15 protein-coding genes and 1 pseudogene are annotated in these 15,695 nt (G+C 72.2%); 3 read left to right on the top strand and 13 right to left on the bottom strand.

Features of this window, described 5'->3' with window-relative positions:
• Together HYE82_RS23445 and HYE82_RS23440 are read left to right on the top strand one after the other, a co-directional pair.
• On the top strand, positions 1-1,468 hold a 1,468-nt coding region (locus HYE82_RS23445; protein WP_179176116.1), incomplete at its 5' end, for a serine hydrolase.
• A gap of 194 nt (positions 1,469-1,662) precedes the next feature.
• The gene (locus HYE82_RS23440) at positions 1,663-2,631 is read left to right on the top strand and encodes a pseudouridine synthase (RefSeq protein ID WP_179176115.1); all 969 of its coding nucleotides are present in this window, start codon (positions 1,663-1,665) and stop codon (positions 2,629-2,631) included.
• Between the two features lie 26 nt (positions 2,632-2,657).
• Here HYE82_RS23440 and HYE82_RS23435 read toward each other — a convergent pair.
• The 13 genes and pseudogenes from HYE82_RS23435 to HYE82_RS23375 all read right to left on the bottom strand — a co-directional run.
• Positions 2,658-2,852, bottom strand: a pseudogene (locus HYE82_RS23435) (hypothetical protein); the annotation flags it as partial.
• A gap of 127 nt (positions 2,853-2,979) precedes the next feature.
• On the bottom strand, positions 2,980-5,826 hold the full coding sequence (locus HYE82_RS23430) for an RNA helicase (RefSeq protein WP_179176114.1): 2,847 nt from the start codon (positions 5,824-5,826) through the stop codon (positions 2,980-2,982).
• 45 nt (positions 5,827-5,871) lie between these two features.
• Positions 5,872-6,612, bottom strand: coding sequence for a diacylglycerol kinase family protein (locus tag HYE82_RS23425; RefSeq protein ID WP_179176113.1), 741 nt, complete (start codon positions 6,610-6,612; stop codon positions 5,872-5,874).
• A gap of 43 nt (positions 6,613-6,655) precedes the next feature.
• Complete coding sequence (gene tatC, locus HYE82_RS23420; RefSeq protein ID WP_179176112.1) at positions 6,656-7,624, bottom strand: twin-arginine translocase subunit TatC; 969 nt, start codon at positions 7,622-7,624, stop codon at positions 6,656-6,658.
• A gap of 79 nt (positions 7,625-7,703) precedes the next feature.
• Positions 7,704-7,988 (bottom strand): Sec-independent protein translocase subunit TatA, encoded by a 285-nt coding sequence (gene tatA / locus HYE82_RS23415; protein WP_179176111.1) that lies wholly within the window; start codon positions 7,986-7,988, stop codon positions 7,704-7,706.
• Between the two features lie 196 nt (positions 7,989-8,184).
• Positions 8,185-8,388: a hypothetical protein gene (locus HYE82_RS23410; protein ID WP_179176110.1), complete on the bottom strand. Its 204-nt coding sequence runs from the start codon at positions 8,386-8,388 to the stop codon at positions 8,185-8,187.
• Positions 8,389-8,414: 26 nt separating this feature from the next.
• Positions 8,415-8,687: a hypothetical protein gene (locus tag HYE82_RS23405; protein WP_179176117.1), complete on the bottom strand. Its 273-nt coding sequence runs from the start codon at positions 8,685-8,687 to the stop codon at positions 8,415-8,417.
• Positions 8,688-8,876: 189 nt separating this feature from the next.
• Positions 8,877-9,845 carry a YafY family protein gene (locus HYE82_RS23400; protein WP_179176109.1) on the bottom strand — a complete coding sequence of 323 codons (969 nt, stop codon included), beginning with the start codon at positions 9,843-9,845 and terminating at the stop codon, positions 8,877-8,879.
• A 152-nt stretch (positions 9,846-9,997) separates the two neighbouring features.
• The gene (locus HYE82_RS23395; protein ID WP_179176108.1) at positions 9,998-10,957 is read right to left on the bottom strand and encodes a YafY family protein; all 960 of its coding nucleotides are present in this window, start codon (positions 10,955-10,957) and stop codon (positions 9,998-10,000) included.
• Positions 10,958-11,085: 128 nt separating this feature from the next.
• Entirely contained in the window at positions 11,086-11,466 is a 381-nt protein-coding gene (locus HYE82_RS23390; RefSeq protein ID WP_179176107.1) for an FKBP-type peptidyl-prolyl cis-trans isomerase, read from the bottom strand.
• Between the two features lie 66 nt (positions 11,467-11,532).
• Positions 11,533-12,471 carry an FKBP-type peptidyl-prolyl cis-trans isomerase gene (locus tag HYE82_RS23385; protein WP_179176106.1) on the bottom strand — a complete coding sequence of 313 codons (939 nt, stop codon included), beginning with the start codon at positions 12,469-12,471 and terminating at the stop codon, positions 11,533-11,535.
• A 101-nt stretch (positions 12,472-12,572) separates the two neighbouring features.
• Positions 12,573-13,934 carry a Pup--protein ligase gene (gene pafA / locus HYE82_RS23380; RefSeq protein WP_179176105.1) on the bottom strand — a complete coding sequence of 454 codons (1,362 nt, stop codon included), beginning with the start codon at positions 13,932-13,934 and terminating at the stop codon, positions 12,573-12,575.
• 58 nt (positions 13,935-13,992) lie between these two features.
• Entirely contained in the window at positions 13,993-15,243 is a 1,251-nt protein-coding gene (locus HYE82_RS23375) for an MFS transporter (RefSeq protein WP_179176104.1), read from the bottom strand.
• Between the two features lie 135 nt (positions 15,244-15,378).
• On the opposite strand from HYE82_RS23375, the gene HYE82_RS23370 reads away from it, so the two are divergent.
• A partial coding sequence (locus HYE82_RS23370; RefSeq protein ID WP_179176103.1) for a LacI family DNA-binding transcriptional regulator occupies positions 15,379-15,695 on the top strand: 317 nt, incomplete at its 3' end.

Below are 15,695 nucleotides of genomic sequence, written 5' to 3'. Positions count from 1 at the left end.
CTGCGCATCCCCGCCGCCCCCGAAACCCCGGCTGACGGACCAGGACGTCGCGACAGCGGTGAACCGCCTGCCCGGGTTCATCGCGGCGGGGATGCGCAGCACGGGCGTGCCCGGGCTGTCCGTGGCCGTCGTCCACGACGACAAGGTGGTCTACCTCAAGGGCTTCGGCGTGCGGCGCACCGGCGAGACCGGCACGGTCGGCCCCGACACGGTCTTCCAGATCGCCTCCCTCTCCAAGCCGGTCTCCTCCACCGTCGTCGCCGGCACCATGAAGGACCCGTCCGAGTGGGACCGGCACACCGGGCTGCCCGGCTTCGCCCTCAAGGACCCGTGGGTCACCGGGCACGTCACCACGGCCGACCTGTTCTCGCACCGCAGCGGCCTGCCCGACCACGCCGGCGACCTCCTCGAGGACCTGGGCTACGACCGGGCGTACATCCTGGACCACCTGCGCCTGCTGCCCCTGTCGCCGTTCCGGGCGAGTTACGCCTACACCAACTTCGGGCTGACCGCGGCCGCCGAGGCCGTCGCCCGGGCCCACGGCACCAGCTGGCAGAAGCTCAGCGCCGACACCCTGTTCAAACCGGCCGGCATGACCCGCACCAGCACCGAGTTCTCCGCCTTCGCCGCCGCACCCGACCACGCCGCCACCCACGTGAAGAACCCCGACGGCACCTGGTCCCCCCGCTACGTCCGCGATCCGGACGCCCAGGCCCCGGCCGGCGGGGTCAGCTCCACCGCCCGCGACCTGGCCCGCTGGATGCGGCTGCAGCTCGGCGAGGGCACCCTCGACGGGAAGCGGATCGTCCCGGCGGCGGCCCTGGAGCGCACCCACCTGCCCGAGATCGTGGCGCAGGCCACCACCCCGACGGGCCGGCCCCAGTTCTACGGACTCGGCTGGAACGTCACCTACGACGACGCCGGGCGGCTCCGCCTCAGCCACTCCGGCGCCTTCGACCTCGGCGCCAACACCAACGTGACCCTGCTGCCCCTGGAACGGCTGGGCATCGTCGTCCTCACCAACGGCGCCCCGGCCGGCCTCGCCGACGCCATCGCCGAGGACTTCTTCGACACCGCCGAGCACGGCAGGCCCACCACCGACTGGCTGCCCCTGTTCGCCTCGCTCTACGCGCAGCTGGACCGGCAGGACCGCTCCAAGACCGACTACGCCCACCCGCCCGCCGGTGCCGCACCGCCCCGCGCCGACAGCACCTACACCGGCACCTACGACAACCCGTACTACGGCAGGGCGACGGTCACGGCGGACCCCGGCGGCGGCCTCACCCTCTCCCTGGGCCCCGGCCCCGAGCGGTTCCCCCTCCACCACCACGACGGCGACACGTTCAGCTACGAGACCGCCGGGGAGAACGCCGTCGGCCGCACCGGCGTGTTCTTCAAGGACGGCACGATGCGCATCGAGTACCTGGACGAGGACCGGCTGGGCACCTTCACCCGGCAGCAGCCGTAGCCCGCCGGGCCCTGCCCGGTGCTCCGGTCGGAAGGGTTTGCCGGCGCGCGGCTCTCGGCGTCGGGTGCGGTGCGCCCGAGGCCGAGGGCCGCAGCTCGTACCCGGCGTACTCGCGCGGTCCGACCAGGCAGCGGTGCTGTGCCCGACGCCGAGAGGCGGTCAGCCCTTCCGGTCAGAGCACTAGCCTGGAGCCGATGAGAAGCAGAACCCGCATACCTCCCGCCCCGCTCCCCCAGATCGACGGCATCGACCCGGTCCGGCTGCGGCTGCCCACCGTCCGCAACGGCAGGTGGCCCGACCTCGGCAGCTACCTCACCGAGCGCTACGCCGGCACCCGCGGCGCCGAGTCCATGGCCCGCCTGCTGCGCGGCGGCCGGATCCTCGGCCCCGGCGGGCGGGTGCTGCGCGCCGACGACCCGTACGAGCCGGGCGCGTACCTGTGGTTCCACCGGGACATGGACCCCGAGCCGGCGGTCCCCTTCCCGATCCGAGTGGTGTACCGGGACGCCCACCTGCTGGTGGTGGACAAGCCCCACTTCCTGGCGACCACCCCGCGTGGCAGCCACATCGTCCAGACCGCTCTGGCCCGGCTGCGCAGCGAGCTGGACCTGCCCGAGCTGAGTCCGGCCCACCGCCTGGACCGGCTCACCGCGGGCCTGGTGATGTTCAGCATCCGACCCGAGGACCGCGGCGCCTACCAGGGCCTGTTCCAGGAGCGGCGGGTGGGCAAGGAGTACGAGGCCCTCGCCGTCCACGACCCGGCGGTCGAGCTGCCCCGCACCGTCCGCAGCCGGATCGAGAAGGTCCGCGGGATCATCGGCGCGAGCGAGGTCCCGGGCGGCGAACCGAACGCCGAGACCTCGCTGGAACTGCTCGGCACCGCGGGTGGCCTGGGCCGCTACCGGCTGGTCCCGCACACCGGCCGCACCCACCAGCTACGGGTCCACATGAACGGCCTCGGCCTGCCGATCCTCGGCGACCCCGTGTACCCGGAGGTCACCGACCCGGCCCCGGACGACTTCCGGCGGCCCCTGCAGCTCCTCGCCCGCACCCTGTCGTTCACCGACCCGGTGACCGGCCTGGCGCACCGCTTCGAGTCCGGCCTGGAGCTGCTCGCCTGGAAGGACCGCGCCGCCTGGGAGGCCGGACCGCCGGCCGTGTAGGAGCCGTGGAGCACGACCCGGTCCGGTCACGTGCCGGACCCGGCCCGGGCGGGGTCGGCGTGCCGGATGACGCCCGCGGTCCGCAGCGCCGCGTCCGCAGTGGCCTCCGCGAACGCCGCGACCGGGCGGCCGGGCTCGTAGCGGTGGATCACCGCGACGCCCTCGATCAGCCCGAACACCAGGTCGTTGCGGAGCACCAACGCCGCCCGGTCACCGGCCAGTTCGGCACCGCCCGGGGTGGCGCCGAGCCCGGTCATGGCCCGATCGTCCCACAGGAGCACCCCGAAGTGATCATGGCGGGAAATGAGATCCGGCCATGGCCTTCTTCGGAGGAGGCACCGGAAGGGGCTAGCCGACCGAGCTGTACGCCACCACGCCCCGCAGGAGGGCGTCGACCGCCTTGCGGGCGTTGCGCGCCACGGTGCTGCCGCTGCCCCCGCTCCCGCCGGACGCCGGAGCGGCCGCGGCGATCTGCCCGAGCACGTCGATGACCTGCTTGCACCAGCGCACGAAGTCGCCGGCCGGCATCTCGGCGTCGCGCAGCACCTCGTCCAGTCCCTTGCCGGAGGCCCACTCGTACGCGGCCCAGGCGAAGCCGAGGTCGGGCTCGCGCTGGCCCACGCCCTCCGCCTGGTTGATGCGGTGCTCCTCCTCCAGCGCGTCGAGCCGGCCCCAGATGCGGACCATCTCGCCGAGCGCCGCCTTCGCCGGACCGCCGGGCACCTTCGGCGGGACCGCGTCGTCGGACTGCCGTGCCTCGAAGACCAGCGCGGAGACGCATGCGGCCAGCTCGGCCGGGTTCAGGCCCTCCCAGACACCGTCGCGCAGGCATTCGGAGGCCAGCAGGTCGAGCTCGCCGTAGAGCCGGGCGAGGCGCTTGCCGTGCTCGGTGACCTCGTCCTCGCGCAGGTAGTCCAGCTCGGTCAGGAGCCGGTGGATCCGGTCGAAGGTGCGGGCGATGGTGTTGGTCCGCCCCTCGATGCGCCGCTCCAGCGCCTGGGTGTCCCGCTTGAGCCGGTGGTAGCGCTCCGCCCAGCGGGCGTGGTCCTCGCGCTCGTCGCAGCCGTGGCAGGGGTGCGCCCGCAGCTCGGCGCGCAGCCGGGTGATCTGGCGGTCGTCGGCCGCGGCGGCCCGCCCGCGCCGGCTCCGCTCGGGGGTGATGTGCCCGGCCTTGGCCCGCAGTTGGGAGGCCAGGTCGCGGCGGGACTGCGGGGAGCGGGCGTTGAAGCTGCGCGGGATCCGCATCCGGTCGATGGCCTCCACCGGCACCGGGAAGTCGATCGACGCGAGCCGCTTGACCTGCCGCTCGGCGGTGAGGACGAGCGGGCGCGGCCCCTCGGCGTACTCCTGGCCGCGGTGCCCGTTGACCCGCCCGGCGGGCACACCCGGGTCCAGGACGAGGGCGAGCCCGGCGAACTTGCCGGTGGGCACGTGGATGATGTCGCCCGGCTTGAGCCGCTCCAGGGAGACGGCGGCCTGCGCCCGGCGCTGGGCCGCGCCCTGCTTGGCCAGTTCCGTCTCGCGGTCCTTCAGGTCGCGGCGCAGCTGCGCGTACTCCTCGAAGTTCCCCAGGTGGCAGGTCATGCCCTCGCGGTAGCCGTCGAGGCCCTCCTCGTTGCGCTGGACCTGGCGGGAGATCCCGACGACGGACCGGTCGGCCTGGAACTGCGCGAAGGAGGTCTCCAGCAGCTCGCGCGAGCGGTGCCGCCCGAACTGCTGCACCAGGTTGACCGCCATGTTGTACGAGGGCTTGAAGCTGGAGCGCAGCGGATACGTGCGCGTGCCGGCGAGACCGGCGAGCGCGGCCGGGTCCATGCCGCGCTGCCAGAGCACCACGGCGTGGCCCTCGACGTCGATGCCGCGGCGGCCGGCCCGGCCGGTGAGCTGGGTGTACTCGCCGGGGGTGATGTCGGCGTGCTGCTCGCCGTTCCACTTGACCAGCTTCTCCAGGATCACCGTGCGCGCGGGCATGTTGATGCCGAGAGCCAGGGTCTCGGTAGCGAAGACGGCCTTGACCAGTCCGCGGACGAAGAGCTCCTCCACGACCTCTTTGAAGGTGGGCAGCATGCCGGCGTGGTGCGCGGCGATCCCGCGTTCCAGGCCTTCGAGCCACTCGTAGTAGCCGAGGACGTGCAGGTCCTCGGCCGGGATGGACGCGGTCCGCTCCTCGACGATCTCGCGGACCCTCAGCCGCGCCGACTCGTCGTTCAGCCGCAGACCCGCGTACAGGCACTGCTGGACGGCGGCCTCGCAGCCGGCCCGGCTGAAGATGAAGTTGATGGCGGGCAGCAGCCCGTCGCCGTCGAGTCGGGCGATCACCTCGGGGCGGCCCGGGGTCCAGATCCGGTTGCGGGAGCGGCGCTCGCGCTCGCGGTCGGCCTCGCGGATCATCTTGCCGCGCCGCCGGTCCTTGGGGCTGTAGGTGCGGCTGTTCTCCTCGCGGGCCATGCGCAGCAGGTCGGGATTGACCTCGCGGCGCCCGGAGCCGCGGCCTCCGTGGTCGGTCTCCTCCTCGAAGAGGTCGTGGATCCGGCGGCCGGCCATGACGTGCTGCCACAGCGGGACGGGCCGCTCCTCGGAGACGATCACCTCGGTGTCGCCGCGGACCGTGTCGAGCCAGTCGCCGAACTCCTCGGCGTTGGACACGGTGGCCGACAGGGACACCAGGGTCACCGACTCGGGGAGGTGGATGATCACTTCCTCCCAGACGGCTCCGCGGAACCGGTCGGAGAGGTAGTGCACCTCGTCCATCACGACGTAGCCGAGGCCCAGCAGCGACTGCGAGCCCGCGTACAGCATGTTGCGGAGCACCTCGGTGGTCATGACGACCACGGGCGCCTCGGAGTTGACGCTGTTGTCGCCGGTCAGCAGGCCGACGCGGTCGGCGCCGTAGCGCTTGACGAGGTCGGCGTACTTCTGGTTCGACAGGGCCTTGATCGGTGTCGTGTAGAAGCACTTGCGCCCCTGCCGCAGGGCCAGGTGCACGGCGAACTCGCCGACGATGGTTTTGCCCGAGCCGGTCGGGGCGGCGACCAGCACGCCCTTGCCGGCCTCCAGTGCCTTGCAGGCGTCGACCTGGTACGCGTCCAGGTCGAAGTCGTACAGCTCGCGGAAGGGGGCCAGGGCGGTGGCCTCCTCGGCGGCGCGGATCCGGGCAGCGGCGTACCGCTCGGCGGGTGAGAGTTCTTCGGTCATCTTGCTGTCGAGCCTACCCGCCGCCTCTGACAACAGTCGCGATCTTTATGGCCGGTCCGAGCCGGACTCCGGCCGCCGCCGGCCGAGGATCCGTACGGCCGCCGGGACGCACTCGGCGGTCACCGGCAGCGGCCCGACCCGCTCGCCGTCGGCGTAGGCGGTCAGGCCCGCGGCCTCCAGCGTGACCTTCGCGGCCCGGTGGACGGTGACCTCGGCGTGGCCGAGGTGGGTCCCCCTGTAGACCTGGGGGAACACCTTCAGGAGGGTGGCCCGGCCGCCGTCCCCGACGACGACGTCGAAGAGCCCGTCGTCGGGGACGGCGTCGGCGCAGATCCGCATGCCGCCCCCGTACGAGGACCCTCCCCCAGACTCCGTCCGGGGGGAGCCCAGGACGGCGACCAGGGTGGCCTCGGTCTCGATCGGGGGGCCGTCGTCGAGGGTGATCCGGTACGGGAAGAGGCCCGCCCGGGCGGGCTCCCGCACGGGCAGGGCGAGGGCGAAGTCGTTGCCGGTGCCCACCGCGACCACCCCGAGCGGTACCAGGGTGCCCGCCGGGGCCCGCAGCGCCAGGGAGACCACGCCGTCGCCGCCGACGGCGGCCACCGCGCCGGTTCCCTCCCGGACGGCCGTGCGCAGCCGGGCCAGGGCGTCCTCGGCATCCGTGCCCACGACGGTGCGGACGTGGAAGCCTGCGTCCCGGAGCGCGGACGCGGCCGGCTGCGCGGCGTGCACGCCCCGGCCGCGTCCTGCGGCGGGATTGACGAAGAGGGTGATCTCAGCGCTCACCGCACGCGGGGGCACCTCCCGGCGGTAGCTGGGGGCGTACCTGTCAGGTGGCGTCGTCGTAACCGTTGATCTTCCCGCGTCCGCCGTCGGTCTGCTCGGGCAGCGGCACCGGGGCCGCGACCGTCTCCACCGCGCCGATCGACGCGGGCGTGAGGTCGAGCTCGGCGGCCTCGTCGTCGGAGAGCAGCGCGTCGGGGTTGTTGCGGCGCCGCCTGCGGTCGTTGACCAGGCAGATCCCGAGCGCGATGAAGTACAGGGCGACGATCGGGGCGGCCAGCGACAGCATCGTCAGCGGGTCACCGGTGGGGGTGGCGAACGCGGCGAAGACCGTGATGCCGAGGACCATGCCGCGCCACCAGCCGGCGAGGCGCTTCGCGGTGACGACCCCGGTGAAGTTGAGCAGGATCAGCAGCAGCGGCAGCTCGAAGGCGAGGCCGAAGACGACGACCATGCGCGTGACCAGGTCGAGGTAGTCGTCGACCGGGAGCAGGTTGCGCGCGTGCTCGGGGGTGAAGTCGAGCAGGATCGTGGCGGTCTGCGGGAGCAGCCGGTAGGCGAGCACCGCGCCCGCGCCGAAGAGGGGCGCGCCGAGCGCGACGAAGCCCATCGCGTACTTCTTCTCGTGGCTGTGCAGGCCGGGCGCGACGAAAGCCCAGATGTGGTACAGCCAGACCGGGGCGGAGAGGACCACGCCCGCGGTGAGCGAGACCTTGAGGGCGATCGAGAACGGCGCGATGAGGCCGTTCACGGTCATGTCGGCGCAGGGCCGGCCGTTGCGCTGCGAGACCACCCCGTCGGTGCAGCCGACGGAGTCCAGCATCGGCTTCAGCATGAAGTCGATGACGTCCTTGTAGTAGACGGCCGCCACCACGGTGATCACGAGGATCGCCAGCACCGACTTCAGCAGGCGGTTTCTCAGCTCACGCAGGTGCTCGACAAGAGGCATCCGCCCTTCGGCGTCCTTCTCCTGCCGCTGGCCTTGCTTCCCCTGCTTGCGGGCAGACTTGAGCAACCCACGTTCCTTGTCTCGTTGCAGATGACCGGCGCAGCCGTGATCGCGACCACGGCGGACCGCGGTCGTGACCCGCGGCTCAGCCCTGGGCGGTGTGGTTCGGCTCGCCGACCGGCCGGGAGCTGGTCACGTCGCCGGGGGCGGCCTTGATGGTGCGCGGGGCGGCCTGCTGCGGTGCCTGGTCGGCGGTGCGCGCGGCGTCCTCCGCGGCGCCCTCGCTCTTCATGGCCTTGGCCTCGCTCTTGAGGATACGGGCCGACTTGCCGAGGGAGCGGGCCATCTCGGGGAGCTTCTTCGCACCGAACAGGAGCACGATGACCGCGATGATCAGAAGGATCTCGAGGGGCTTCAGATTGCCGATCATGTGTTCTTCCTTCTCACCGGAACGGCTGGTTGTGGTGGCAACGGCACAGGGCGTGATCCTCGGACCGCTCCAAGGATCGTAACCCCCGGGGGTTAACGACCGGCAATCCCCGGGGGTACCCCACCTTGCGCGCGGCCCGGTTCAGACCGTACGGGGCGCGTCCCACACTTTCCATATACCTGCCGGACGCGCGTGCTCATCGGCCTGCGGTTTCCCGGCCCGCGCGGGCCAGGTCCCCGGCCGCGCGCTCCAGGTCCCCGGAGGCGTCCGCGATGCGGCGGCTGGCCTGCGCGACCTGGCCGGACAGCCGCCGCACCTCCGCGAAGACGCGCAGTGCCAGGACGGCGAGGACGGTGAGCCCGAGGAACCCCAGGGCGATTGCGAGCATCGGCCACAGCATGGGACGAGCCTAGGCCACCGGTGCCCTCAGACGCTGCGCAGGGTGCTCACGCCGCCGCCGGTCAGCAGTTCCACGATGCGCTCGCCGGCCGGCTTGCGGACGGCCGCGGCGCACTCGGGGCAGGTGAAGGAGTAGAACGTGGTGCGCCGGCTGCCGCCGATGACCAGCCGCAGGGCGGCCGCGTCCAGCTCGAAGCGGGCCCGGCAGTCGGGACAGGCGGCCTTGAAGCAGACCGGACCCGCCGCGGCGGGCCGTCCCGGCGGCCCTGCGGCGGCCTGTCCGCCCCGCGGCCCAGACATTCGCGACATCGTCGGCGCTCCTCTCAGCCGTTTCGTCTTCCCTGCGGTACGGCCGCGCCCGGCGCGGCCTCCGCCGGCCCGGCTCCGGCGGTGTGGTGCCCCGCACGGGCCCGGCCCGTGCGTGCGGACCGGGGGCCGTGCGTGCGGACCGGGGGCCGTGCGTGCGGATCCGGGCCCGCGCCCACGGGCTCAGCCCTGTTCCCCGTACCCGGCCAGTGCCTCGCGGGCCGCCTGCCGTGCGCTGGCCGCCAGCTCCGGCGGCGACACGATCCGCCCGTCGCGGCCAAGCCGCAGCGCGAGGCGGCGCAGGGAACCCGGGTCCGGGCTGCGCAGCGTGATCCGCAGGCCGCCGTCGGAGAGTTCCTCGGCACTGTCGTGGGGGTAGTACTCGGCCACCCAGCGGCCGGCCGGCCCCACCTCGACGACGACCTGCGGGTCCTCGGCGGCCGGCTGGACCAGCCCCACGGACAGGTCGCGCGGCTCGATGGCCGGCGGCTCGGAACGCTCGTCGAGCAGCCGGATCTCGGCCACCCGGTCGAGGCGGAAGGTGCGCCGTGCCTCGGAGAGGTGGCACCACCCCTCCATGTACGTGTGGCCCACCGCGAAGAGCCGGATCGGGTCGACGGTGCGCTCGGTGAGCTCGTCGCGGGCGGGCGAGTAGTAGCGCAGCCACAGGCGGCGGCGCTCGGCGATGGCCCGGTCGACGTCGGCGAAGACGCCGCCCTCCGCCTCGAAGGTCACCGACAGCCGGGAGCTGGCCCCGGCGGCCTCACCGGCGGCCGCCTCCAGCTTGGCGGTGGCCCGCAGCAGGGCGTCCCGGTCGCTCTCGCGCAGCCCGGGCAGGGTGGCCACGGCGCGGGCCGCCACCAGCAGGGCGGTGGCCTCGTCGGCGGCCAGGCGCAGCGGCTCGGCGGTGGACTCCCCCGAGGCGTCGGCGTTGTGCCACCAGATGCGCTCGCCGTCGGTGTCGATGTCGAGCAGGTCGCCGCCCCGGAAGCTGGTGCCGCACATCGGCAGCACGTCGAGGTCCGAGATCAGCTCGTCCTCGGTGATCCCGAAGGCGCGGGCGACGTCGGCGACGTGCGCCCCGGGGCGCTCGCGCAGGTAGGTCACCAGGGACAGCATCCGGCGGGTCTGGTCGATGGCGTTGGCGGCCATGCTGGTAGGTCTCCCCCTCAGGGCGCATCGTGCGTACGGATGCGGTGTGCGGATGGTGCGGTGGACGGATCGGGGACGGGGCCGGGCGGTGCGGGCGCGGACCCGGCCCGCGGCGGAGGGGACGGGCCGCCTCCCTGCGGCCCGGGGCGGCCTCAGCCCGCGGCGACGGCGCGCAGCCGGTCCACCACGTCCGCCCGCAGGCCGGCGGGCTCCACCACCACGACGTCGGGACCGAACTCCACGAGCCAGGCGTCCAGCCCGTGCCCGTACGGGATCTCCAGCTCGTCCCAGCCCTCCGCGACGCCCTCGCGGGTGGCAGTGGCCTTCGCCCGCAGCGGGTAGCCGGCGCCGGCCCGCAGCCGGATCACGGCGGTGCGGTCCGCGCTCTCTCCGGCCCAGCCCGCCACGGTCTCCCGCACGGTGACCACGTCCGGGACCTCGGCGGTGTACGTGCCGGCCCTGGAGCGGACCTTGCCGGTGATCCGGGAGAGCCGGAACACGCGCTCCTCCCCGCGGTCGCGGTCGTGGCCGGCCAGGTACCAGTGGCCGCGCCAGCACTCCAGGGCCCAGGGCTCCACGTGACGGGTCTCCGGCCGGGCGGCGGTGGACTTGCGGTAGTCGAAGACCACCGGCCGGCGGTCGCGGCAGGCCAGCATCAGCGGCTCGAAGGCCGCCTCGTGGACCGGGATGCGCGGCTCGATCGCGCTGTGCTGGCCCCCGTACGGGTCCTCCGCCTCCGGCATGCCGCCGGCCCGCAGCTTCTGCAGGGCGCCGCTGGCCGCCCCGGCGAGGCGGGCCTGCTGCCACACCTTGGCCGCCAGGCCCAGGGCGGCGGCCTCCTCCGCGTCCAGGGAGACGGGCGGCAGCCGGTTGCTGTCGCGGCGGGCGAGGTAGCCGGTCTCGCCCTCCAGGTTCTCCACCGTCTCGATGACGAGGCCGAGCTCCCGCAGATCGTCCTTGTCCCGCTCGAACATGCGGTTGAAGGACTCGTCGTTGCCCGCTTCCATGTACGCCTCGATGGAGCCGCGCAGCTCGCGCTTGCTCAGCGGCCGGCGGGTCCCCAGCAGGCACAGCGCCAGATTCATCAGCCGCTCGGCCTTGGCAATCGCCATCGACGCCCTTCCGCCCTTCTCCCAGTGCATGTCCGTGACCGTTGACCGTACCGCCCCGGCGCTCCCGGGCAAAAGCGAGGGCCCCCGCCGCACGGCGGGGGCCCTTCGGTCCGTCAGGGGCGGCCGGTTCAGCCGACGCCCATCAGGTCGCAGACGAAGATCAGCGTCTCGCCCGGCCGGATGGCCGGGGTCGGGCTGTGGTCGCCGTAGGCGAGGTGGGCGGGGATGGTCAGCTTGCGGCGGCCGCCGACCTTCATGCCCTGGACGCCCTGGTCCCAGCCCTTGATGACCTGGCCGATGCCCAGGATGAACGGCAGCGGGGCGCCGCGGTTCCAGGAGGCGTCGAACTCCTCGCCGGTGGAGAAGGCCACGCCGACGTAGTGGACGGAGACCTTCTGGCCGGCCTCGGCCACCGGGCCGTCGCCCTCCCAGATGTCCACGATCTCGAGGTCCTTCGGGGCCGGGCCCTCGGGGAAGTCGATCTCGGGCTTCTCGAGCCTGTCGCTCACGGAACTGCTCCTCAGAAAAACGTACGGGTCCCCCCGACGGCGGCCGGGGGGACGACCGGGACAGTCTTACATCACCGCGAGGATGTCGAGGCTGAACACCAGCGTCGAGTTCGCCGGAATCGTGCCCCGGGCCTCCGCTCCGAAGCCCTGGTCCGGCGGGATCACCAGCAGGATGCGGCTGCCGACCTTCTTGCCGACCAGGCCCTCCTTGAGGCCCTTGACCGAAATCTGGTCGATCGGCCAGGTCACCGTCTGGTCGAGGGCGTACGTGCTCTCGAAGGTCTTGTCGTCCTTCCACGTCTTGCCGTGGAACTTCACGACGACGCTGTCGGTGTCCTTGACGGCCGGGCCGTCACCCTCCAGCACGTAGTTCGAGACCAGCTTGGCCGGCGGCTCGCCGTCCTTCGGGACCGTCACGGAGACTTCCTTGCCGTCCGTGTTGGTGCCGGCCTTGGCCAGGGCCTTGTCCTCCTGCGGGACCTCCTTGCCCGTCGCGGACGCCGGCACGCTGGTGCCCTTGACGATGTCCACGACGAAGACCAGTGTCGCATTCGGCTTGATCTTGTCGCCGGAACCCTTGGCTCCATATCCCAGGTCCGGCGGGATCACCAGCTCCAGACGACTGCCGACCTTCTTGCCCTCCAGGCCCTGGTCCCAGCCCTTGATGACCATGCCGGCGCCGATCGTCACCTCGAACGGCTTGCCCTTGCCGAAGCTCTGGTCGAACGGCTCCTTGCCGTCCCAGACCTGGCCGAGGTAGTTGACCTGAGCGACGTCGCCCTTTTTCAGCGCCGGGCCGGTGCCCTCGCTGATGGTCTCCACCTTCAGCTCCTTCGGCGGGTCGCCCTCGCCCTTGGACAGCTTCGGGGTCTCTCCGAACTTGGCACCCCCGGTGAGCGCGGGCACCCCGTTCTTCATGTCGGCGGAGTCGGAGCCGCTGTCGCCACAGGCTGCCGTGGACAGCAGCAGAGCGGGTACGACCAGCAGGCCGGCAAGTCGGCGCACGTGTTCCTCAGATCTCAGACGGCAACGGTCGTCGCCACTCTAAGGCGTGCCAGGGCCCCGTACGAGATCCGTACGGGGCCCTGGCCACAATCAGTGCGATGTCACATGCCGGCGATCAGCTTCTCCACCCGGTCATCCACCGCACGGAACGGGTCCTTGCACAGCACCGTCCGCTGCGCCTGGTCGTTCAGCTTCAGATGCACCCAGTCGACGGTGAAGTCCCGCCGCTGCTCCTGCGCCCGCCGGATGAAATCACCCCGCAACCGCGCCCGCGTCGTCTGCGGAGGCACCGACTTCCCCTCGAAGATCTTCAGGTCATTGCAGATCCGCGCCGCCTGCCCCTTGCGCTCCAGCAGGTAGTACAACCCGCGCCGGCGGTGGATGTCGTGATACGCGAGGTCTATCTGGGCCACCCGCGGATTCGACATGGTCATGCCGTGCTTCGCCCGGTACCGCTCGATCAGCTGGTACTTCATGACCCAGTCGATCTCCGTCGCGATCCGGTCCAGATCCTGTGCCTCGACCGCGTCCAGCGTCCGGCCCCACAGCTCCAGCACCTGCTCCACCGTGCCGGACCGGATCCCCCGGCGCTCGGCGAAGTCCAGCGCCTTCTCGTAGTACTCCCGCTGGATCTCCAGCGCCGACGCCTCACGCCCGCTCGCCAGACGCACCTTGCGCTGACCCGTGGTGTCGTGGCTGACCTCGCGGATCGCCCGGATCGGGTTCTCCAGGGTCAGGTCCCGCATCACCGTGCCCGCCTCGATCATCCGCAGCACCAGGTCGGTGGCCCCGACCTTCAGCAGCATCGTCGTCTCCGACATGTTCGAGTCACCGACGATCACATGCAGCCGCCGGTAGCGCTCCGCATCCGCATGCGGCTCGTCCCGCGTATTGATGATCGGCCGCGAACGCGTCGTCGCGGAGCTGACACCCTCCCAGATGTGCTCCGCCCGCTGACTCACGCAGTACACGGCACCCCGCGGCGTCTGCAGCACCTTGCCCGCCCCGCAGACCAGCTGCCGCGTGACCAGGAACGGAATGAGGATGTCCGCCAGGCGGGAGAATTCCCCGTGCCGCGCCACCAGATAGTTCTCGTGACAGCCGTAGGAGTTTCCCGCCGAGTCGGTGTTGTTCTTGAAGAGGTACACGTCGCCCGCGATTCCCTCCTCGTGCAGGCGGCGTTCGGCGTCGACCAGCAGACCTTCGAGAATGCGCTCGCCGGCCTTGTCGTGGGTGACGAGTTCCGTCACGTTGTCACATTCGGGAGTTGCATATTCCGGATGCGATCCCACGTCCAGGTACAGGCGGGCCCCGTTCCGCAGGAACACATTGCTGCTGCGGCCCCATGACACGACACGGCGGAAGAGGTAGCGCGCCACTTCGTCAGGAGACAGTCGGCGCTGTCCCCTGAACGTGCACGTGACGCCGTACTCGTTCTCCAGCCCGAAAATGCGGCGGTCCATGACTGAACATTACGCCTTTGGCCCTCGTCTGAAACCGGCTTCGGGAACGCCGTTTCGATCAGTTCCCCACGAGCGGCCCCTCCGCCGCCTCCACCGCACCCGCCGCAGACCCCGCCACGGTCCGGGACCGGCCGGGAGCAGCGAGGATCCGCTGAGTGGCCGTCAGCACCACCAGAGCCGCCGCACCGGCCCCACAGGCCACGCCGAACCCGGTCACCGCACCGCCCAGTTCCACCGCCGGACCCGCAACCGCCGTACCCGCGGCCGCACCCACTCCGAAGAACGTCACCAGCCACGAGAACGCCTCCGTCACCGTACCGACCGGAGCATGCCGGTCCACCACGATGAACGCACAGGCGATCGTCGGCGCGAGGAACACGCCCGCCAGAGCCGTCAGCGCCGTCATCGCCACCGGGCCGGGCGTCAGCAGCAGCGGCAGATAGCCCAACGCCAGCAGCGCCACCAGCAGCCGCAGCCGCCGCTCCGGCGCCCCGCCCCACTGCCGCGCCCCGTACACCACACCGCCAACCAGCGCACCCAGACCCAGCGCCGCCATCAGCCACCCGTAGACCGCCTGACCGCCATTGCGGTCCGAATAAGCGATCGCAGCCACCGTGATCGAACCCAACGCCATGCCCACGAAGAAGAACGCACCCAGCAGCGCCCGCAGCCCCGACGAGCGCAGCGCACCCAGCCAGTGCGCCTCACGCGGCTCCGACCGCCACGCACGGGACGGCTCCGACACCACCACGGACAGCGCACCCAGCACACCGAGCGCATTGATCACCAGCAGCGCCCCCGCCGGGCTCCACAGCGCGACGGACACCGTCACGATCAGCGGACCGACCGTGTACATGATCTCCTGGGCCACCGCGTCCAGCGCGTATGCGGCGTGCACCCGGTCCTCACGGCCGCCCAGCACACTCGGCCACAGCGCCCGCAGCCCGCCTTCCAGCGGCGGCGAGAAGAAGCCCGCCACCACCATCGCGACATACGCCACCGGCGCCGAGCCCGTACCCGCCAGCGCCAGCCACGCCATGCCCAGCGCGGCCACCACCGCCGAGGGCAGCTGCACCCGCGGCTGGCCGTACAGGTCGACCGCACGACCGAGCAGCGGCTGCCCGACGGCATTGGCCACGCCGTACACGGCGGCCAGCGCGCCGGCGAGACTGTAGCTCCCGCCCTCCGCCCGGACGAACAGCACGATCGCTATCGCAGCCGTGGCGTTCGGCAGCCGGCCGACGAGCGTGCCCGCCAGCAACCGCGCCGCATGCCTGGTCCTGAGCAGCTCCGCGTATCCCGCGGCCATCTGGTGCCCCCTTCTGCCCGGACCTGCCGGGGTAATACGTATAACTAGGCGAGTCATACGTACCATGGCCGCATCCCGGGGGTCCAGCCGCAGAACCGGCCCCACCCCTCCGACCTCCCACTACAGGAGATCCGTGTGACGAGACCCACCAGCCGGGACGTCGCCACCGCCGCCGGGGTCTCCCAGGCCACCGTGTCCCTCGTCCTCGGCGACAAATGGCGCGGCCGCGTCTCCGAACGCACCGCCGACCTCGTCCGCACCACCGCCACCGACCTCGGCTACCGCCCCAACCTCGCCGCCCGCAACCTCCGCCTCGGCAGCACCCGCACCGCCCTCCTCGTCGTCCCCGCCCTCACCAACGAATTCTTCGCCCGCGTCTACACCGGAGCCGCCCGCGTCGCCGCCGCACACGGCTTCGGCGTCGTCCTCTACCCCTCCCCCGACGGCACCGG

Origin of the sequence: Streptomyces sp. BR123, assembly GCF_013401435.1 — a bacterium.
Lineage (GTDB): Bacteria > Actinomycetota > Actinomycetes > Streptomycetales > Streptomycetaceae > Streptomyces.
This window is presented reverse-complemented; position numbering and strand designations above follow the sequence as displayed.